Source organism: Candidatus Omnitrophota bacterium, from assembly GCA_030688425.1.
Lineage (GTDB): Bacteria > Omnitrophota > Gorgyraeia > Zapsychrales > JANLHA01 > JAUYIB01.
Window position 1 is genome coordinate 478,014 of record JAUYIB010000012.1, and the last position, 19,460, is coordinate 497,473.

The following is a 19,460-nucleotide window of genomic DNA, read 5'->3' on the forward strand; positions in this document are numbered from 1 at the left end:
TTCTCCTTGTCAGGCGAGATCTTTGAGGGGCAGCGTCAGCGTGAAGGTCGTGCCTTCCCCGACCTTGCTGGCCGCCGAGATCTTGCCGTCATGCTTCTCGACGATCATGTAGACCGTGCTCAACCCGAGCCCGGTCCCCTGGCCCTGTTCTTTGGTCGTGAAAAACGGCTCGAAGGCCCGGGCCAGGACCTCCTCCGGCATCCCGCTGCCCGTGTCAGACACCTCGACCACGACACGGCGCGGGTCTCCCGCAATTTTGGGGGCGGGCTCATATGTCTTCACGGTGATCGTTCCTTTTTCGCCGATCGCGTCGATCGCGTTGGAGAACAGGTTGAAGAAAATCTGTTCCAGCAGGATATGGTCACCGATGACGACGGGCTGGCCCGGATATAATTCGGTCTTGATCGCCACGTCGCCGAACCTCATCTTGTTGGAAACCAGGTCGGCGGCGCGGGCGATCGTCTGGTGGAGGTCCACGGGGACCTGGTCGACCTTGGAGTATCTGGAAAAATTGAGCAGTTCGATGATGACCTTGTTGGCGCGCTCGGCGGCGTTTTTGATCATCCGCAGGTGATTCTGTTCTTTCTCGTTCAAGCCCGGTTTCGCCGCCATGGCCTCGGCGCTCAGCAGGATGATGGCCAGGGGGTTCTTGATCTCGTGGGCCACCCCGGAGGCCAGCTGGCCGACAGAGGCCATCTTTTCCGACTGCAGAAGCTGTTCCTGGGTGTTTTTCAATTTGTCGTACGTCGTCTTCATATCGTACAGGAGATTTTTCAGGGCCCTCTCGTTGCGGACCAGGTCCCGGTTCGCCTTCATCAATTCGTCCTCCGACCGGCGCTGGCGCGTGACGTCGTGATAAATGCCCAGGATCATTTTCCTGCCTTCCGACTGGATCTCCTTGGCGATGACCTGAACGGTCCTCTCTTCGCCGCTCTTGGCGCGGAAAACCGTCTCAAACGGCTCGGGCACGGCCAGCCGGGCCTGCTCCAGAATCTTTTCCGTCTCCTGTTTGCGCCGGACCGGGTCCGGATACAACCGCTCGATCAACTGCGCCGCCGTCGCGATCTCCCCGGGCGCGTAGCCCGTGATGTCCGCCATCTTTTTATTATAGATAAAGAACTTCCCTCCGGGTTCGCTGAGGGTGATCCCGTCGACAACGGAATTGATGATGGAGGTCAGCTGGGAGGAATACTCGAGGACCCGGGTCTCTTTCCGGAACCGGTCCGTGATATCGCGGTCAACCCCGCGGTAACCCAAAAGGTTCCCGTCAGCGTCCAGGATGGGGCTTCCCGAGGATTCATGGACCTGAACGCGGCCGTCCTTGCGCACATTCCTGTTGAGGAACCCCCGGATCGATTCCTTCCGCCGGTAAATGTTCCTCGTCGCCTTTTTCAGGGTCTCTTTTTCCTGGGGGACAAAAAAATCGCTGAAATGCCGGCCCACGACCTCCTCCGCCCGGTAGCCCATGATCTGGAACACTTCTTCGTTGGCATACGTGTAATAACCGTCCGCGTCCGTTTCCCAGACCCAGTCCCCAGAGCTGGCCGCGATCTGGCGGAACCGCTCCTCGGATAATAACAGCTGCCGGCGCTGGTCCATAAATTTGGCGATCAGGCGGGAGATATCGCCGAACTCTCCCTTTTCTTCCTGTTGGGCCGCGATGGGGGCAAGGTCATCCAGTTGCAACGACCTTGAAATGGCCCGCAAGGGCCTGTTGACCCACCGCTGCATCAGCCCGAGCACGACGATGATGCTGAACACCAAAATCACCGACTGGACAGCGACCCTCTCCAAAAAGGCCTTGTTCAAATAATCCAGGATCGGCAGATAGACGTGGACTTGCAGTCCGCTCACAATATCGCCCCCCATGCCGCGGAGACTCTTCGTAAACTGAATGACGCTTTGACCATCCTCCAGCCCGTAATGGGCCTCCCGGGAAGGGCCGTCCGCGGGGATAAAGGAAAGCCTCCCGCCGATCAGCCGGGAGAATGCATCCAGGGCATCCAGGTCCCATAATCGCCCCACAAAGAAATAACCCGCCGGCGTTTTTCGCTCGATATCATAGGTGGAATTGATGGTCGATCCCCTGATCTCCAACACGCCCTGTTCCGTCGGAAAAAAGAAATGGCAGAAGGGGGTTTTCTCAAACAGCTGCGCCGCGGCCTGCTCCGTCAACCCGGGGAACGCCTCTTTCATCCGGCCAGCCGCATACACCATCGAACGGTCAAGCCGGAAAACCCAGGCCGCGTCAGCCGAATACGTGGTCAGCCCCTCATCGATGTTCGCTTTGGCCCAAGCCTCATCCCCCGAAGAAACGTAAGCCACCATCTCATCCCAGATCGTGTAATCATACGCCAGGGTGGCCAGGGATTCGCCCCGCAGGCTAAAAATCTTCTCAAAAGCCGTTTGTTTCCCCTCGATCTCGCTCCGGATGAGATTCAAAACAACCGTGTTCCTCATCCGGATCTGAATGGCCATCATCAGGATGTAAGTCAGCGCGATCGCGAACAGCAGCAGGACCAGTCTTTTTTGTATCGTCATCGAAAGTTCTCAAATCGTGGTTGGGGGATTTTCCGAAACCGGGGGCAGGCCGTCCGGCGGCGCGTCACGGGTTGAGCGTCGGATTGACCTCGTCCAGGTCGGACAAATTATACAGGCTGGGCTTGCCCAATTGGGCGTAAAGCTGGTTGATCTCCCTCTTCAGTTCGATCATCTTGTTCTCGCGGTCGATCGTCAATTCCTTGAAACGCCGCAGGTCCTCAAAGCTGGCCTGCAATTCGTCCTCCATCCGCTTGCGCTCCGAGATGTCCTCTTTGATCCCCAGAAAATGGGTGATCCTCCCCTTCTCGTCACGGATCGGCGAGAGGGCCGCGGATTCCCAGAAGAGCTCCCCGTTTTTTCTCTTATTGTGAAAGACCCCCCGCCACTCTTGCCCGGAGGTGAGCGCCATCCACATCTGGCGGTAATGTCCCGGCGAGGTCTCGCCCGATTTCAAAAAACGCGGGTTCTTTCCCAGGACCTCCGAGGAGGAATACCCCGTGACCTGGCAGAACCGGGGGTTGACATATTCAAGCTTCCCTTGGACATCGGTGATCATGATCGACGACGGGCTCTGCTCGATGGCCTGGGACAGCTTGCGCAGTTCATCCTCGATGCGTTTGCGCTCCGTGACGTCGCGGGCGATGCCGGCCGTGCCCACGACCCGGCCGCTGTCGTCGAAAATCGGCGTCTTGATGGTCTCGATCCATTTGCGCTTGCCGCCCGCTTCCTCAAAAAGCTCCTCGACAAATTTGCTCTTGCCCGAGGCGATGACCTCCCGGTCGTCCGCCCGGTAATGTTCGGCGAGGTCCTGCGGGTAAAAATCCAGGTCCGTCTTGCCCGCCATCTTCTCCGCCGGGGCGCCGCTGGCCCGGGCGATCGCCTCGTTGACCATGATAAAACGGCTCTCCGCGTCTTTCAGCCACGCCATGTCCGGAATATTGTCGAGGATGGCTTTTTGCTGGCGCTGGAACTGGCGCAATCTCTCCTCGACCGCCTTCAGCTCGGTGACGTCCGTCCCGAAAAAATTGACGTAATTGAACTCCGGCACGGGCACGATCGTGAACGAATACTGTTGCCCTCCCCCCACGAACTCGACGCCCTTCGTCGTCTTCCCGCTGGCCAGCCCGTCCTTCACGTAGTGCCGCCAGGGATCGGGCAATTGGCCCCCCGCGTTCAGGATCCATTCCTTAAGAAGCGGCTGGCAGGACTGGTTCGCGAACAGGACCGTGCCGTCGGCGCCGATCCGCATGGTGGGATTGGGGCTCTGGGTCGGGAACTTGGCGATGTCCCGGAGGTTTTCGGTCAGTTTCGCGTGGACCTCCAGGGACTTCAGCCAGTGGTGGACCACGACCTCGTCGTTGTCCAGGTGCTCGGCACTGTCCGCGGGGACGTAAAAAAAGTTCTCATAAACCTTTGCGCCGATGATGATGACCGGGTGGGTCGTGAGGATCTTGGCTATGACCGAGGCGGGAAACCGGTTGCGGTCATACTGGCAGAGGGCCACGATCCGGTTGTGGTGAAAAAGCTCCTGGACCTTGACCTCATATTCAATGAGCTTCTCGCTGCCGGGGCCGCCTTTCAGGATCAGGCCGGCTTCCCCGGCGACCCTCAGCCCCTTGAAGCCCTGCTCCTGGGACAGCCGGACCAGCGCTTTCAGGGACGCGACGATGGCCTCCGGGTCGAACTTCCCATCCTTTTGGTAGAGCTCCTGCGCATTCAGGATATGCAACTGCCCCGAAGCCCGGCAGCCGTCCACGTCCACTCCGGCCTTTTGCAAAAGCCCGTAGATTTTTTCAGGCGGATACGCGTCCAGGGAATAAACGACCTTTTCCTTATTACGAAGCCCCTGCAACAAAAAGACCTCGAGCACGGCGAAGAACTCCTCTTCCGTGCTGAAAATCTGGCAGATATGATCGCCGAATTTTAAATCCGCGACCGTTTGCAGGCCGTTGGAATAGGGGATCACCGTTGACCTCGCAGGTTAGCCCCGGGTCGCCCCGGGGGACAAAAAAGGGCAACCCCCAGGAGGGGCTGCCCAAGAATGATCGATTCTATCGTAAATGCATCTTGATCATCATGTTTATTCTATTTCACCCATGAAAATTGTCAAGACTATCTTCCCCGTTTGGGGCCCTCCTGCCCGCCAAAAGGTTTTTTCCCCAAAACAGAGGACTTTGCTATAATACATCTCCTGTCCGCTTGACACCCCGAAATGAGTTCACAGTTGCTTAAATAAAGCTTTATCATAATTTAAGATATATCAATATCATAGGGAATATGCCCCGGGAGACTTCCATGCGTTCCGCCGTCATTGACATCGGGTCCAGCTCCATCAAGCTCGTCATCGGAGAAAGAGAAGGCGACGACATCCGGGTGATCGAGACCCTCAAGAACGTCATCCCCATCGGCCGCCAGTCTCTCTTCAAGGGCCGGATCTCCCAGGAGATCATCAACCAGACCACGGGCCTGCTGGAAAAATACAAGCAGACCATCAAGGAATACGAGGTCGCGGACGTCCGCGTCATCGCCACCACCGCGGTCCGCGAGGCGCGCAACCGCAGCGTTTTTCTGGACACGGTCCTGCGCAAGACCGGGCTCAGGATCGAGGTCCTCAACGTCGGGGACGTGGTGTATTACATCGACGCCTTCCTCACGCACAAGCTGAAAAAGAAATACCCGATCCACGAGAAAAACCTCCTCATCGCCGAATTGGGCGCCGGCAGCGTGGACATCTCGGTCATGGAAAAGGGCTACACCCTGTTCAACGTGGGCTTCCCCATCGGGACCCTGCGGCTGAAGGAATTCATGGGCAAGCTGGACGGCAGCCAGGAAGAGATCCATGAGGCCGTCAAGGAATACCTGCAGAACGAAATCTCCTATTTCAAGAAGACCAACCCGGGCCTGCAGATCGATGACGTGATCCTGATCGACGAAAACTATTCGGTGTTCCTGCCCAACATCCTGCCCAGCAAGAAACGGGAATCCGATTTCTTCCCGTTCAAGCAGGAGGAGTGCGAGGAGTTCCTCGCGAAGATGACCGAAACGAACGCGGACGGGCTCGCCAAGGCTTATAAAGTGCCCCTCGAGACGGCGGAGACCATCGGCGGCTACGCCCTGATCGTCAACGCGATCTTCCAGCTCACCCCCAACAAATACATCTACATCCTGGAGACCTCGCTGTCCGAGGCCATCCTGGCGAACATGTTCCTGAACCTGGAGCTCGGCCAGGACAGCAACCGCAAGGACCACCTGATCTCGGTGGCCAATTATCTCTGCCGGAAATACCACACGGACCAGAAGCACGCCCGGCACGTGGCCGTCCTGTCGGAGACCCTGTTCGAGAACCTCAAGGAGGTCCTCGGCCTGCAGGACAAGGGGTTGATCTATCTTCTGCTCGCGGCCTACCTGCACGACATCGGGATGTTCATCAACAACCGGGCGCACCACAAGCACACGGAATACATCATCAGTTCGCTGAACCTGTTCCGGCTCACGGACGAGGAGATCAAGATGATCGCCTGCATCGGCCGCTACCACCGCAAGGGATTCCCGGACCCGACGCACATCCTGTACAACTCCCTGCCGTCGGAACAGCAGATCCTGGTCCAGAAGCTGAGCGCGATCCTGCGCATCGCCAATTCCCTGGACCGCTCGCACCAGCAAAAAGTGAAAAAACTCGAGGTCAAACTCAACCGGCGCCAGGATGTCACCCTGATCGCCTACAGCACCGACAACCTGATCCTGGAAAAATCCTATTTCCAGGACAAAAAAGAACTCTTTGAAGAGATCGCCGGCAGCCGCATCACCCTGGCCGTCCGGCTTCAAAACTGAGGACACCCCCATGGACGAAAACCAGCTCCCCGACATCAAAGACCGCCTCATCCACCGCGACCTGAGCTGGCTCAGCTTCAACGAGCGCGTCCTGGAAGAGGCCTCGGCCGGGGCCAACCCGTTCCTGGAGCGGCTCCGCTTCCTCGCCATCTTCGCCAACAACCTCGACGAGTTCACCATGGTCCGCGTGGCCGGGCTCAAGCGGCTGATCGACTCGCAGTACAACGACAAAGACAGTTTCGGCTATTACCCCCAGGACCTGCTCGCCGAAATCAAGACCCGCACCGACGCCCTGACCAAACGGGCCTACGAGATCTACAACAAATTCCGCAAAGACCTGGAGAAGAACACCATCTTCATCCGCGACCACGAGGAGCTCAACGCCGAACAGAAAAAATTCGTCAAGCGCTTCTTCGACACGACCCTCTTTCCCATCATCACCCCCATGGCCGTGGACCAGGGGCGCCCGTTCCCGGTCCTGCCCTCGAAGACCCTGGCCTGGGCCGTGAGCCTGAGCCGCAAGGACCAGCTGCACATGGCCATCATCCCGATCCCGAAGAACATCCCCCGCCTCCTGCGCGTCCCGGCGGAAAAAGATGAGACCTGCTTCATCTTCATCGACGAAATCATCCTTCAGAACATCAAGAACTTTTTCCGGGGATACAACGTCGAAGGCACCACCCTGTTCCGGCTCATCCGCGACAGCGAGCTGTCCGTTGAGGAAGAGGGAACGCCGGACCTCCTGAAGGCGATCGAAGGCGAGGTCAGAAAGCGCACCCGGGCCAAGATCGTCCTGCTGGAGATCGAGAAAGCCTGCTCGGCCCAGCTGCTGGAATCCCTGTGCCTGGCCCTGGACTATCCCAAAGACGACGTGGTCAGCATCCCCGGCAACCTGGACCTCACCTTCTTCTACGAGCTGGTCCGCCAGACGGAGCGGCCGGACCTGTGCTACCGCGCCTTTGCCCGCGCCAAAATCGACTACGAAAACATTTTCGACAAGATCAACGACGGCGACTTCATCACGCACCTGCCCTTCCAGTCGTTTTACCCGACGGTGGACCTGATCCAGTCCGCGGCCAGGGACGAGAACGTGCTCGCCATCAAGATGACGCTGTACCGCACCAACGAGGACTCGGCCATCATCAAGGGGCTGAAAGACGCGGCCAAGAACAAAAAACAGGTCACCGTGCTGGTCGAGATCAAGGCGAGGTTCGACGAAGAAAAGAACATCAACTGGGCGAAGGAACTGGAAGAGGCCGGCTGCCACGTGATCTACGGCATCGCGGGGCTCAAGATCCACTCCAAAATGACCCTGATCGTGCGCAAGCACGAGGGCCGCATCCGCCGTTACGTGCACCTGTCTTCGGGGAATTACAATGAAAACACGGCTAAGGCCTACACCGACATCGGCTATTTCACCGTCAACGACGACTTTGCCCGCGACATCTCGGACGTCTTCAACGTCATCACCGGGTATTCCATCCCGTCGCCGTGGAAGAGGATCGTGTCCTCGCCCAGCGACCTGCGGCAGTATTTCTTCGAGCTCATCAACAAGGAGATCGACAACCAGAAAAAATACAAGAACGGCCTGGTCTTCGCCAAGATGAATTCGCTGGAGGACCCGGGCATGATCGAAAAACTCTACGAGGCCTCGGCCGCGGGCGTCCGGGTGAAGCTCATCGTGCGCGGGATCTGCTGCCTGATCCCCGGCGTCGCGGGCCTGAGCGAGAACATCGAGGTCAAGAGCATCGTGGGGCGCTTCCTTGAGCACTCCCGGATCTTTCTCTTCAACAACAATTCCGCCCCGCGCATCTTCCTCGCGTCGGCGGACTGGATGAGCCGCAACCTCGACCGCCGCATCGAGATCCTTTTCGAGATATCCAAGGACGAGATCAAGGAGCACCTCCAGATCCTTCTGGACACATACTGGAAAGACACCGTCAAGGCCCGGGTCCTCCTCTCCGGCAAAAATTACGTGCGCCCGGCGGACACGGAAGAAAAATTCAACGCCCAGGAATTCCTGATCAACCATTACGGCGGGCAAAAAGTCTGATCCTCCCCCGCTTCAACCTACGAGGTTGAAACGGGGGGAATAGCGACCGCGGACATGAAATCGTTTATCCCCCAAACGATGGCAACCCTCCTCCGCCGGCTGGACGCGGCCCTGGCCGGGGCCCTGACCGGCCGCGGCCCGGAGCACGTCCACCGGATGCGCGTCACCTGCCGCCGCCTGCGCAACGCCGTCAAGGTCTTCCGCCCCTTCCTGCCCCCGGCCCGGTCCCTCGCCTGGGACCAGAGCCTTCGCCGGCTCGCGAAACTGTCCGGGCAGGCGCGCGACCTGGACGTCCATATCCTGTTTTTGCAAGATTATCTCCTCCGCCTGACCTCCGGCAAAGAAAGACCCGCCGCCGAAGGCCTTCTCAAACACATCCAAAAACAGCGCCGCGGCCTTCAGCCCCGGCTGGCGCTGGCCATCACGCGTTTCCGCAAAGACAGAACCGCGGCCGCCATCCGGCGCCATCTTAAAACACTCCCGTCCCTGCCCCAGGCCAAAGACAAACGTTTCCTGTCCGGGCTGGCCGGACGGAAAATTTCCAAACGTCTCAAGAAACTGCTGTCGTTCGAGCCGCACGTCGGCAACCCGCGGCTGTCGAAACAGCTCCACCGCACACGGATCGCGGCCAAACACCTACGCTACACGCTCGAGGCCTTCCGGCCGCTCTACGGCAGACGCGCCGATCCCTTCATCGGCTCCGCGCTGAAGATCCAGCGCGTGCTCGGCGGACTGCACGACCTCGACGTCTGGGACGCCGAACTGTCGAGATTTTCCGGACGCCGGGCGCTGGGAGACCTGCGGCGGCACTGCCGCCAAGCCCGCGCCGGGAGATACGGCACATTTATCCGTTTCTGGAAACGCTGCCGCAGGGACAAGACCTGGTCCCGGCTCGCGCGGCTCGCGGAGGCCTCATGAAAATCGCGGTCATCTCCGATATCCACGCCAACCTCCCGGCCCTGGACGCCGTGCTCCGGGACATCGTCCGTCAAAAACCGGACGACGTCTGGCACCTGGGCGACTTCACCGGTTACGGGCCGTTCCCGGACCAGACCGTCCGGAGAATAAAAGCCGCCGGCATCAAGAGCATCATCGGCAATTACGATCTGAAGGTCCTGGATTTCTCCAAGAGAAAATCCCTCTGGAAAAAGATCAAGGACCCGTCAAAGTTCTTTTCATTCCAGTGGACCGCGTCGCGGCTCTCGCCGGACAGCAAGGCCTTTCTGCGGGGGCTGAGAGTCACGCGGCCCCTCACCGCCGGCGGAAAAACGTTCCTGCTGACCCACGGCAGTCCGGCCGGGATCGATGACCCCCTGACCGCCGAAACGCCACGGGCGAGATTCCGGGAACTGGCCCTGCAGACCGGCGCCGACGTCGTGCTCTGCGGCCACACGCACCGTTTTTTCCGGGTCAAGTCCGAAGACGTCCTCTTTATCAATCCCGGCAGCGTGGGCCGGCCCTTTGACGGAGACCCGCGCGCCTCCTACGCGATCGTCGAGGTCCGCGGGCAGCGGCTGACCGTTGTCCACCGCCGGGTCCGTTACCCTGTCCGCGAAACGCTGAAGGCCATGAAAAAGGCCGGTTTTCCCGAAGACGTGATCCGCTCCATCGCCAGCGGAAAGAGCCTGGACCAGGTCCACGCCGAAGACGCGGCAAGGCAGGAACGGGCCGTTGTCTCCCACGCCCTGGCGTTCGCCCGCCGCTGCCGTTATGATAAGGACCATTCACATCAGGTCACGCGGCTGGCCCTCCGGCTGTTCGATGAATTGAAAGAACTGCACGGCTTCGGCAACCAGGAAAAAAAATTGCTGCACGCCGCCGGGCTCCTGCACGACATCGGCTGGGCCCAAGGCCGGGCCGGACACCACAAAGCGGCCATGGAAATGATCATCCGCTCCAGCCGGCTTCCTCTGCCGAAAAATGAACTGCTCATCACCGCCCTGACCGCGCGCTACCACCGGCGGTCGCTGCCGGAAAAAAACCACCCGTATTTTTCCTCCCTGTCCCCGGAGGACCAAAACACGGTCCGCAAGCTGGCCGCCCTGCTGCGCGTGGCCGACGGACTGGACCGCCAGCACGTCAACTCTGTCAAGGACCTGTCCTGCTCGTTCCTCCCGGGGCGGATCGTGATCCGGGTCGCGTCAAAGACGTTTTCCCCGTTCGAGGAGGAAGCGGCGCTGAAAAAAGGCGACCTGTTCCGGCAGGTTTTCCGAAAGGACCTCGTCATCGCGGCCTGATGCCCGAAAAAACGCCCGGGACCCAGGCGCGGCGATGTTATAATATGCCCATGACAGACAACGTTTTCATCGGTATCGATGTCGGCGGGACCAAGATCGCCGCGGCCCTCGTGAACGAGAACGGGAAGGTCCTCGCGCGCGGCAAAAAGCCGACGCCGAAAAACGCCGCGGGGAAGGGCGTCCTCTCCGTCATCAAAAAGATGCTCAACGCACTCGCCCGGGACGCGGGCGTCCCTTTGAGCGACGCCCGAGGCATCGGGATCGGCATCCCCGGGCTCGTCGGGCCGAACAACCAGGACATCCTCGCCACCCCCAACATCCGGCTGGCCGGGTTTCCCCTCTGGAAGAACCTCCGGAAGATCTTCAACGGCCCCATCGCCATCAACAACGACGTCAACGTCGGGCTTCTGGGAGAGCAATGGCTCGGGGCGGCGCGGGACGCCAAGGACGTGCTCGGGCTTTTTCCCGGGACGGGCGTGGGCGGCGGGATCATCATCAACGGCAAACTGGTGACGGGAACGCGGGGCGCGGCGTCCGAGTTCGGGCATATGATCATGGCGCTGAACGGCCCTCCCTGCAGCTGCGGCAACCGCGGCTGCCTGGAGGCCCTGGCCAGCCGGTGGTCCATCGAACGCGACATCCGCGCGGCGGTCCGAAAAGGGCGCAAGACCGTGATCACGGACCTGACCGGCGGCGACCTGTCGGCCATCAAAAGCAGGGTCCTCAAACAGGCGCTCAAGGCCAAAGACCCGCTGGCCAGGGACGTCGTCAGCAAAGCGGCCGACGCGCTCGGCGCGGCCTGCGTCTCGCTCAATCACATCTTTAACCCGGAGATGATCGTGCTCGGCGGCGGGGTCATTGAAGCGTGCGGGAACTTCATCCTCCCCCGCGTGCGCAAGGCCGTGGACGCGGACCCGTTCTTCTCCAAGGACATCAACCGCTGCCGCGTCGTGGAGTCACAGCTCGGAGACGACGCCGTGATCCTCGGAGCCGTGGCCCTGATCCGGCAGGAGCTGAAGCTGGCCCCGTCGAAGAAAGGCAACAACACGCCCGCGGTCGTGTTCATCTCCCCCCGGGCCGTCAGCGTCAACGGAACGAAACACGCGGCCGATTTTTACATCCGGACCGACGGCAAGGCCAAATTCCGGGAGCGCAAATTCCTCAAATCCCCGTCCGCCGCGGCCAAACTGGACGCCGGCGAACTCAAAAAGATCTGCAAGAAAAAACCGTCGCTGTTGATCATCGGCACCCGCCCCCGCAGCAAGTTCCAGATCACCATCCAGGGCCGGGCGTTCCTGAAAAAAGACGGCGTGGACCACCGCATCCTCCCCACCGACCAGGCCATCCGGCTCTACAACGAAGCCGACTGCAAAAAAGCCCTCGTCCTGAGATTGAAGGATTGACCCTCTCCCCAGAGAGCCGGGGCTGTATCCCTGGCTCTCTTAAAATATTCTCGGTATTACAAAAAGGGCCTGGGGTATGCCCCGCGCGCAGTTCGAGACCGCTTTTCCCCGAATTTAAATCCAGAGAAAAGCGGGATCGCTGTCTGAGCACGGGGCATACCCCAGGCCCTTCGTCCATGCCGAAAAATCCACCCTAAATTTATTTCCTGAGATTTTCGTTCCGCTGAATGCGGGCGAGGAGAAACGCGAACAGGCAAGAGCCGGGCAGGATCATCAAAAGATCATAATGCCCGGTTTCCGCAAAAGACCAGAGACACAGGACCAGAAACCAGATCCCCCAGAAAATCTTGCGCGCGACATCGAGGCCGAACCCGTCGCAGAAGGAATACATCACGTACAGCACGAACATCCCCAGGGCCGCCCACTCCCATAACAATGCCGATGCCTCCATCATACCCTCCCCTGAAATCATTCGTTCCCGGTTTGCTGCGCCCCGCCCTCGCTGATCACCCTCAGGCCGGTGATCGATTGCAATTCAACCGCGGCCTTGTCCTTGCGGGTCCTCATCTCCTGCAGGCAGTATTCCATGACCTTGGGATGCTGGCGGGCGTTCGATCCCAGCGACCAGTTGGCCGCGCCTTTGGTCGCCATCACGCGCACCTCGTCGTCGGAAAAACCGAGAATTTGACTCAACTCCGACAAGGCCTGATTCTGCGCGGGCGGCCGGCGGGGGTCGTTGAGCAAGGACGCAAAGAGGATGTCCATGTCCCCGCTGAACGGGATCCTGGCCTGGTCCACATCCACATCCAGCCCCAGCCCCCGGGCCAAAAGATCTTTTAACCGGACCTTGTCCTCCGGACTTTGTTCGGCGGTCAGCCGCGCGAGCAGGCGGGCCGCGAACACGTCCTTCCAGGCGAGGACGTCCACGATCTTCACAACCGGCTCTTTGTCCCCGGTCAGCAGAAACTCGACCCACAGCAGATCCATGTGCTGGGGGCTCTCGACGTCCCTGATAATCCCGGCGCGGCCCGTGTACGGTTTCGCCAGGACCCCGGCGATCCTGGGATCGTTTGTCTTGGCCAATTTGGCCTTCAGGAATTCCTCCGCCCTAACGTCGCGGAATACCCCGAACGTCATGACGAGAAACGCCTGCCCTTCCCTGCCCGCTTTTCCGTAAAGTTTCTCATACGTACGCAGCAGTTTGGGGTCGTTCTCCGCGAGCCGGCCGAAGAAACAGGCCAGCATCTCCAGCGTATGCGTGTCCCGGGCGAACTGCTTCTTTAGAAAATCGCTTTTCAAAAGGTATTCGAGGGCTTCGATCGCGTCCTGCGGCCTGGGATTCTGGTAATAATACGAGACCACCCGGTCGAATTCTTCCTCCGTCCTGACCTTGACGGACGCGGAAACGGGCGGGCAAAGCAAGACAGCGGCGGAAACCGCGGACGCAACAAGGATCCTTTTCAAAGCAAACCTCCTGACAGGGGTCACGGGATCACGATCTTTTTAAGGCCCGGTTTAAGGGCGGGAAATCTCATCTTAAGCCCTTCCAGCCGGGACACAAGGAGCCGGGCGATCAAAAGGTCACGATACCATTTTCGGTTGGCCGGGATCACGAACCACGGCGCGCATTCCGCGCTGGTCCTGGACAGGACCTCGCCGTAGGCGCGCATGTAGATATTCCACCGTTTTCGTTTCTCCAAGTCCTCGACTTCGAATTTCCAGTGCTTGCGCGGGTCTTCGAGCCGTTCCTTCAACCGCTTCTTTTGTTCCGCGCGCGAGATGTGCAGAAAAATTTTGAGGACAAGCACCCCTTCATCAGCGAGCATCCGCTCAAACTGAACAAGATGGCGGTAACGCTTTTGCCAAACGTCCGGGGGCGCGAGTTTCTGCACGCCGACGGCCACGATGTCCTCGTAGTGGCTGCGGTTAAAGACGACGATCTCGCCCCTGGCCGGGACCTGCCGGTGGACCCTCCAGAGATAGTCGCGGCTCAGCTCATCGGCCGACGGCGCCTTGAAACACGCCACCCGGACGCCCTGCGGGTTGACGCCCTCGAAGATGTGCCGCACGGTGCTGTCCTTGCCGGCCGTGTCCATCCCCTGCAAGACGATCAGGACCTTGTGCTTGCGCTCGGCGTATAAAAGCTCCTGCAGGCCGTCCAGCTGTTCCCGCAGATCTTTCAGGACGCCGGCCGCCTTGTCTTTGCCCGCGGGAAAAAGGGCGTCGTCGTCTGCGTCCCAGTCCTCCGGCGATACACGCCGGCCGGGGTTAACAAGATAACGCTGGTTGATTTTCCGGATATTGACGTTCATGGGGATCGGGTTGGCGCGTTTTTCAGATACCGCGCGGTCACGTCCGCCGCGTGGATATAACTGATCTTTTTGTTCCAGACCGCCGGGAACCGCAGGCCCGTGCGCCGGAAACTCACCGCGTAAATCCTGTGCAACGGGTCCGACGGGTCGGTCGCGGAGGCCTTGGCCGTGAACCAGGCCTGGTCATAGGGCCCGGGCTCGGCCGCGCCGAGGTGGTGCCACGTGCCGCCGTCCCAGACCTCGACCCAGGTGTGATTGCCGCTTTTGTCCCTCCACATCGGAATGCCGGCGATCCTCGCCGGGATACCGACCGCGCGCAGGACATCCACCAGCAGGACCGAGAGCCCGGTGCAGGACGCGTACTTCGCGGCCATGGATTCGTAAGGGCTCTGGTCGGGCTTGGGCCGCTTGGCCGCGTCGTACGCGACACCCAATTCCTCAATGGCCGCGGGGTTGAGCCGGGCCACCGCGTCCTTGATCGTGCCGCTGTTCTTCGCCGCCGCCATGAACCGTTCGTAAAAATCCCCGCGCCAGCTGTCCCGGCGCTCATTCAGGCTAACATACGGCAAAACGTCGTTTAAAAAAATCTCCTCCGGGATCGCCGGGCCCCAGGGCGTTTCCTCCCTCGCCCGGTACGCCAGCCGCACGTTCTCGTTCAAAAATTCCGCCGGCAACGAACGCAGGTCCCGTCGCGGCATGTTGGCGATCAGGAACGCCAGCCCGCGGCTCTCGTCCGCGGACCGCGCCGCGTTGACGGCGCGGATCAGCTCCCGGCCGTTGACCCCGGCCGCGCGCAAAGCCCTGCGGACCTGCGAACGGTATTCACCCGGCAATTGCTCCAGGGCAACCTGGATCTCATTGTGCGCGGGACGGCGGGGGCGGTCTTGCGGCAGGGCGGGTTCCGCCGCGGCAAGAGCGGAACAACAGAGGAACTCAAAGATCAGAACAGTCCTCAGGGCCGCCTTCATGACGGTTCTTCGATGGTCACATACGGCCCGAGGAATTCCTGCGGATCAAAATCCCTGACCCGTTTTTCCATCAGCGGCGAGGACGGTTCCATGGCGTCCACCTTCCAGACGCCATCCTCCCGCACGAACCGGATCAGGTACCGCTCGCTGGACGCCCACAACTGCGCGTCGGCGATACGGTCGTCCGGCATGTCCATCATCGACACCTGCATTGCGATGGTCTCCTTCAAATACTGGTCGATGGCCGGGACGTCGCGGCGGATGTCGGCCATGGTCTCCTCCGCCGGCTGCAGGTCCGCGAATTTGGCGTCGATCTCTTCCTTCTCGGACTCCAGGACAAGGCCGGGAAGAAAACGCGTGGTCCCGACCTCCACCAGCGCCTCCTGGTCCGCGGCCGTCTCTTCCAGGATCTCGACTTTGTGCAAAAAGGCGAATTTGACATACCCCAGTCCCGTCAACGTCCCGCCGACCGATAATTCATTCCTGAATTTTTCGCTGGTCAGCGCGTTGAGCCGTTCGACGTCGCTGGACAGGGCCGCCAGACGGAACTGCTCGAACGTCTGCCGGGGCGAAAGGTCCGCGGCGAAAGAAAAAGCCGTCCATCCGGAGGACAGGATGACGGCCAAACCAAAAATGGACAAGGATGATCGGATATTCATAGAGACTCGGGTTGGGGACAGCGGGCTCTCCGCCCGGGATGCTTAAGACATTTCCGCCGGCACACGTTAAAACATCGTGCCGACGTCAAACCGGGGCCGCGGGCCCCGTTGACAGCCGCCCTGAAAGCACGAGGAATCCATCCGGTAACATTTGACCATCCGCCACTTCACCCCGCGTGCCTGCGGGCCGGCGCAGGGTTCGGATTCCTCGACCACGGCCACATCGATATGCTTGAGCGGGCAGTCCTTGAGGATCTAACGGGTCTCGTTCATCTCCCGCCTCCTCGATAGAACAACCCTCAACAACGCCTCGCAACGGCGATCTCTGTATCGTGCCTGTCAATGACGCAGCGTAATATCGAATTGTATTTTAACAGCCCTCAAGGGTTTTCACAAGAGGGTCATCGCGGCCCCGCTCAAGATCAAGGGAAGACCAGGCTGGCTTTCGCGTAAATGACCTCTTGAAAAACGTAATGGCCCTTGATCGACGGGTGGAGCCCGTCCGGCGCCGTGTAGGAATAATCCTTGCACATGCGCCGTGACACCGGGTAGATGTCCGCCACAGGCAGGCCACGGAGGCCGGCTTCCTCCCGGATGATCCGGTTGAACCATCCCAGGACCCGGCCGACGTCGCGGCCGCCGGTAAACCGTGAACCGCTCAACGTGCAGGTGAAATCCGGGATCGTAATGACAACCAGCCGTTTCTTGCCGGGCATGGCCGCGAGCATGGCATCCAGCAGGCGGCTGAAATTCTTCCGGAACGTTTTGGTGTCCGCGCCCTGAACCAGATCGTTCGCTCCGACCATCAGGGTGGCGAAGCCGGGCTGGGCGGCCCGGAACAGCGGCATCTCTTTTTCCAGGGCGTCGACCGTGGTCCAGCCGTTCTGCGCAGGGTTGCCGATCATCTCAATATCGATCCCCGCCGCCCTCAGGCGCTGCGTGAGAAGCACCGGCCAGGCCTGCTCCGGGGAAACCCCCGTGCCCGCCGTGTAGGAGTCCCCGATGGGGACGTACCGGACCGGGTCCTGCGCCGTGCAGGGTTGGCCGGAGAAAACCATCATCAACGCAATTCCCAATAAACGCCGCAGTGTCATGTCGAACCTTGGGATACAGGCAACAAGGTCTTTGGTTTTTCCAGTAAGATCGCCAAAGAGATCCCCCCCTGAGAGACGGCCCACACATAATACCCGGGATAAATATGTTCACCGACCGTGAGAAGAAAAAAAGCCAAGCCAACAGAGGTGAAACATTGCAATCCCGCGGCGCACGCCAATATCTTTCTCGCCTTCCCCCGCGCAAAAGGCGCCAAAAACGTCGCGAAATTCAATACAGCAAGAATTTCATAAACCAGGAAGCTCACGGAGACGCCGTCCGAGAGAAGCAAGAAAGAAAAAACGAAACACAGCCAGCCTTCCATTCTTTCTCCGCCGTAAGATGTCCCAAAAGCCGGCAAAAAGAAAGAAATGAGGAAAGTCCCAAAAAAGAACACCACCGGGATATTCAACCGCAAAGGCCCTCTCCCCCTGGTCACTCCGTCCGTTTTGTGATTTCCAGCAGATGAAAACCGAACTGCGTTTTCACCGGGCCGTGGACCTTGTTGAGCTCGCCGGTGAAAACGACCTTGTCGAATTCCGGGACCATCTGGCCGCGGAAGAATTCCCCCAGTTCCCCGCCGTTCCTTCCGGACGGGCACTTGGAATGCTGCCGGGCGATCGAGGCGAAATCTTTTCCGCCTTCGATCTCCGTCTTTAACTTCAGGCACTCCGCTTCGGTGGCCACCAGGATGTGCCTCGCGCTTGCCTTTGCCATGATGTGACTCCTTTGTCTTTTAGGGACGGCGGGACCATTCCCACACGGTCCCGTCCTCCGGGTCTTGGACAGGGCCCTGATTGACAAAGCCCAGTTTTTTCATAATAGCCGTCGATGCGTTCTCTTCCGGCAGGGTGCGGGCCGTGACCCGCAGCACCTTGTCCTGCCGTCCGGCAATGGCGATCAGCCCCTCCGCCATTTTCGTGGCGAACCCCTTGCCCTCGTGCGGGGGAAAGGTGAAATATGCGATCTCCACGCACCCGTCTCGCGGCCCGGACTTGAAACTGCAACACCCGACCGCCTCTCCCCCGGCGACCGCCAGATAACTGACCCAGGGGGGATGAAATCCGGCCCGCCGATAAAAACTCGCGGTCGCGGCCAGGACCTGTTCCGGGAGCTTGCCGGCCCGCGCCAGCGGCACGGCCACGGCGCCGGACTCCGAGATCTCATGCAGCTGAAACATTTTTTGCGTCAAGGGACCTCGCTTCGCTCGGCCACTTGGCCGTGGCATGACCACGGCCAAGTACTGCATCAAGCCACGGGTAAGGCCCGCGGCATCTGATTTGTCAGGAAACAACCATTTTCAGGATCGCGTTCTTGAGCCACGCGATGGACTTGGCGTTCGAGGTGTAATAAAACACGCTGTGGCTTCCCCGGTCCGTGGCGATCACCACCCGGAAGCCGCTTCGTGTGTTGTCCGCCCCGTGCTTAAGATTGACGCCTTCGATCCGCTGTTTGGGGATCCGCGCCCCTTGAAAGACCCCGAACGGCAGGATGTAATCGATCTGAAGGTCTTCCGCGCCGACGGCGATCCGGGTCTTGGTCGCAAACACCCGGAACCCGTAAAATCCGAAACCGGCCGCGGCCAGCACCGCGCCGAAATGAAACCCGACCATCCAGAACACCCCGATGAAAACCGCCGGGACCGCGGCCAGGACCCACAGGCCCTGCGCCGGCATCGGCGGGACCCCCACGAGCAGGACATACCGGCCGTCCTGGTAAGAGGCGCTGATCCCCGCCGGAGGATGGTCCAAAGACACATCCTCGACCTTGATCTCTTTCTCGCGAACCAGCTCCTGCACGGATTTGTCCAGGTCGTCCACCGCGCGCGTGACCAGATGGCCGTCGGCGTATTCCAGGGCCGGGACGTTCAGCGCCTTGGCCGCGGCCTCCCAGAGTTCGCGGACACCCTGCTGTGAGCGCGAACTGTGGAACGGGACTCTTTTCTCGCGGTCCTCATGCCAGAGCTCAACGATATAAAGCGTGTACGACGAACGCTTGCGTCCTCCCCGGTGGTATTCGCTGCGGGACAACACGCCGCGGTAATTCGCCAGGGGCTCCGTCCAGCTTGTCTGCTTCGCCAGCGTTTTTTTCTCGCAATAAACCGCATCGGACGCGATCCGGTACCTGGCGGAAGAGAACGCCAGATGGACGCCCAGATACAGCAGGGCGGCTCCGGCAACCGTGAACACCAGGGACAGGAGGATCGTGGGGTCATAAGAGCCCTTGCTCATCTCGGCGATCATCATCGCCGTCGGCATCCCGCCGAAAAACAGGGCGAAAATGATGATAAAGACACCTCCGCCCCGTTCTCCCGGAGGGCTGAATTCCACGGGCAATCTGGTGAAATCAGCGGCATTCATCCAT

Annotated in this window: 16 protein-coding genes; 5 read left to right on the forward strand and 11 right to left on the reverse strand. The window is 60.1% G+C overall.

Annotated features, from left to right (window positions below; translation table 11 throughout):
* Positions 1 to 9: 9 nt before the first annotated feature.
* Both Q8Q08_03375 and Q8Q08_03380 read right to left on the reverse strand, forming a co-directional pair.
* Complete coding sequence (locus tag Q8Q08_03375; protein MDP2653054.1) at positions 10 to 2,541, reverse strand: PAS domain S-box protein; 2,532 nt, start codon at positions 2,539 to 2,541, stop codon at positions 10 to 12.
* Positions 2,542 to 2,605: 64 nt separating this feature from the next.
* Positions 2,606 to 4,507, reverse strand: coding sequence for a PAS domain S-box protein (locus Q8Q08_03380; protein MDP2653055.1), 1,902 nt, complete (start codon positions 4,505 to 4,507; stop codon positions 2,606 to 2,608).
* Positions 4,508 to 4,836: 329 nt separating this feature from the next.
* On the opposite strand from Q8Q08_03380, the gene Q8Q08_03385 reads away from it, so the two are divergent.
* From Q8Q08_03385 to Q8Q08_03405, 5 genes are all read left to right on the forward strand, one after another.
* Positions 4,837 to 6,372, forward strand: a complete 1,536-nt coding sequence (locus tag Q8Q08_03385) for an HD domain-containing protein (GenBank protein ID MDP2653056.1) — start codon at positions 4,837 to 4,839, stop codon at positions 6,370 to 6,372.
* A gap of 10 nt (positions 6,373 to 6,382) precedes the next feature.
* Positions 6,383 to 8,425: a polyphosphate kinase 1 gene (gene ppk1 / locus Q8Q08_03390; GenBank protein ID MDP2653057.1), complete on the forward strand. Its 2,043-nt coding sequence runs from the start codon at positions 6,383 to 6,385 to the stop codon at positions 8,423 to 8,425.
* A gap of 78 nt (positions 8,426 to 8,503) precedes the next feature.
* Positions 8,504 to 9,343, forward strand: coding sequence for a CHAD domain-containing protein (locus Q8Q08_03395; GenBank protein ID MDP2653058.1), 840 nt, complete (start codon positions 8,504 to 8,506; stop codon positions 9,341 to 9,343).
* Positions 9,340 to 10,662: a YfcE family phosphodiesterase gene (locus Q8Q08_03400; protein ID MDP2653059.1), complete on the forward strand. Its 1,323-nt coding sequence runs from the start codon at positions 9,340 to 9,342 to the stop codon at positions 10,660 to 10,662. Before Q8Q08_03395 ends, Q8Q08_03400 begins: the two co-directional genes overlap by 4 nt.
* A 50-nt stretch (positions 10,663 to 10,712) precedes the next feature.
* Positions 10,713 to 12,065: an ROK family protein gene (locus tag Q8Q08_03405; GenBank protein MDP2653060.1), complete on the forward strand. Its 1,353-nt coding sequence runs from the start codon at positions 10,713 to 10,715 to the stop codon at positions 12,063 to 12,065.
* A 199-nt stretch (positions 12,066 to 12,264) separates the two neighbouring features.
* On the opposite strand, the gene Q8Q08_03410 is transcribed toward Q8Q08_03405, so the two are convergent.
* The 9 genes from Q8Q08_03410 to Q8Q08_03450 form a co-directional block, all read right to left on the reverse strand.
* Positions 12,265 to 12,519: a hypothetical protein gene (locus Q8Q08_03410; protein MDP2653061.1), complete on the reverse strand. Its 255-nt coding sequence runs from the start codon at positions 12,517 to 12,519 to the stop codon at positions 12,265 to 12,267.
* Between the two features lie 14 nt (positions 12,520 to 12,533).
* A complete protein-coding gene (locus Q8Q08_03415) occupies positions 12,534 to 13,529 on the reverse strand; it encodes a hypothetical protein (protein ID MDP2653062.1) in 996 nt (331 codons plus the stop codon).
* A 20-nt stretch (positions 13,530 to 13,549) separates the two neighbouring features.
* Complete coding sequence (locus tag Q8Q08_03420) at positions 13,550 to 14,377, reverse strand: polyphosphate kinase 2 family protein (GenBank protein ID MDP2653063.1); 828 nt, start codon at positions 14,375 to 14,377, stop codon at positions 13,550 to 13,552.
* A complete protein-coding gene (locus Q8Q08_03425; GenBank protein MDP2653064.1) occupies positions 14,374 to 15,345 on the reverse strand; it encodes a transglutaminase-like domain-containing protein in 972 nt (323 codons plus the stop codon). The genes Q8Q08_03420 and Q8Q08_03425 overlap by 4 nt, the downstream gene beginning before the upstream one ends.
* On the reverse strand, positions 15,342 to 16,004 hold the full coding sequence (locus tag Q8Q08_03430; protein ID MDP2653065.1) for a hypothetical protein: 663 nt from the start codon (positions 16,002 to 16,004) through the stop codon (positions 15,342 to 15,344). The genes Q8Q08_03425 and Q8Q08_03430 overlap by 4 nt, the downstream gene beginning before the upstream one ends.
* Positions 16,005 to 16,426: 422 nt before the next feature.
* Positions 16,427 to 17,098, reverse strand: coding sequence for an SGNH/GDSL hydrolase family protein (locus Q8Q08_03435; protein MDP2653066.1), 672 nt, complete (start codon positions 17,096 to 17,098; stop codon positions 16,427 to 16,429).
* 433 nt (positions 17,099 to 17,531) lie between these two features.
* Positions 17,532 to 17,813 (reverse strand): peptidylprolyl isomerase, encoded by a 282-nt coding sequence (locus Q8Q08_03440; protein ID MDP2653067.1) that lies wholly within the window; start codon positions 17,811 to 17,813, stop codon positions 17,532 to 17,534.
* Between the two features lie 19 nt (positions 17,814 to 17,832).
* Entirely contained in the window at positions 17,833 to 18,276 is a 444-nt protein-coding gene (locus Q8Q08_03445) for a GNAT family N-acetyltransferase (GenBank protein ID MDP2653068.1), read from the reverse strand.
* 103 nt (positions 18,277 to 18,379) lie between these two features.
* Positions 18,380 to 19,456, reverse strand: coding sequence for a hypothetical protein (locus Q8Q08_03450; protein MDP2653069.1), 1,077 nt, complete (start codon positions 19,454 to 19,456; stop codon positions 18,380 to 18,382).
* Positions 19,457 to 19,460: the final 4 nt, after the last annotated feature.

Excerpts from the sequence above, each read along its gene's own strand:
- Q8Q08_03385 (MDP2653056.1), top strand. The coding sequence starts at position 4,837 with ATGCGTTCCGCCGTCATTGACATCGGGTCCAGCTCCATCAAGCTCGTC.
- Q8Q08_03425 (MDP2653064.1), bottom strand. The coding sequence starts at position 15,345 with ATGAAGGCGGCCCTGAGGACTGTTCTGATCTTTGAGTTCCTCTGTTGT.
- ppk1 (MDP2653057.1), top strand. The coding sequence starts at position 6,383 with ATGGACGAAAACCAGCTCCCCGACATCAAAGACCGCCTCATCCACCGC.
- Q8Q08_03405 (MDP2653060.1), top strand. The coding sequence starts at position 10,713 with ATGACAGACAACGTTTTCATCGGTATCGATGTCGGCGGGACCAAGATC.
- Q8Q08_03410 (MDP2653061.1), bottom strand. The coding sequence starts at position 12,519 with ATGATGGAGGCATCGGCATTGTTATGGGAGTGGGCGGCCCTGGGGATG.
- Q8Q08_03375 (MDP2653054.1), bottom strand. The coding sequence starts at position 2,541 with ATGACGATACAAAAAAGACTGGTCCTGCTGCTGTTCGCGATCGCGCTG.
- Q8Q08_03435 (MDP2653066.1), bottom strand. The coding sequence starts at position 17,098 with ATGACACTGCGGCGTTTATTGGGAATTGCGTTGATGATGGTTTTCTCC.
- Q8Q08_03420 (MDP2653063.1), bottom strand. The coding sequence starts at position 14,377 with ATGAACGTCAATATCCGGAAAATCAACCAGCGTTATCTTGTTAACCCC.
- Q8Q08_03445 (MDP2653068.1), bottom strand. The coding sequence starts at position 18,276 with ATGTTTCAGCTGCATGAGATCTCGGAGTCCGGCGCCGTGGCCGTGCCG.
- Q8Q08_03430 (MDP2653065.1), bottom strand. The coding sequence starts at position 16,004 with ATGAATATCCGATCATCCTTGTCCATTTTTGGTTTGGCCGTCATCCTG.
- Q8Q08_03440 (MDP2653067.1), bottom strand. The coding sequence starts at position 17,813 with ATGGCAAAGGCAAGCGCGAGGCACATCCTGGTGGCCACCGAAGCGGAG.
- Q8Q08_03400 (MDP2653059.1), top strand. The coding sequence starts at position 9,340 with ATGAAAATCGCGGTCATCTCCGATATCCACGCCAACCTCCCGGCCCTG.
- Q8Q08_03450 (MDP2653069.1), bottom strand. The coding sequence starts at position 19,456 with ATGAATGCCGCTGATTTCACCAGATTGCCCGTGGAATTCAGCCCTCCG.
- Q8Q08_03395 (MDP2653058.1), top strand. The coding sequence starts at position 8,504 with ATGGCAACCCTCCTCCGCCGGCTGGACGCGGCCCTGGCCGGGGCCCTG.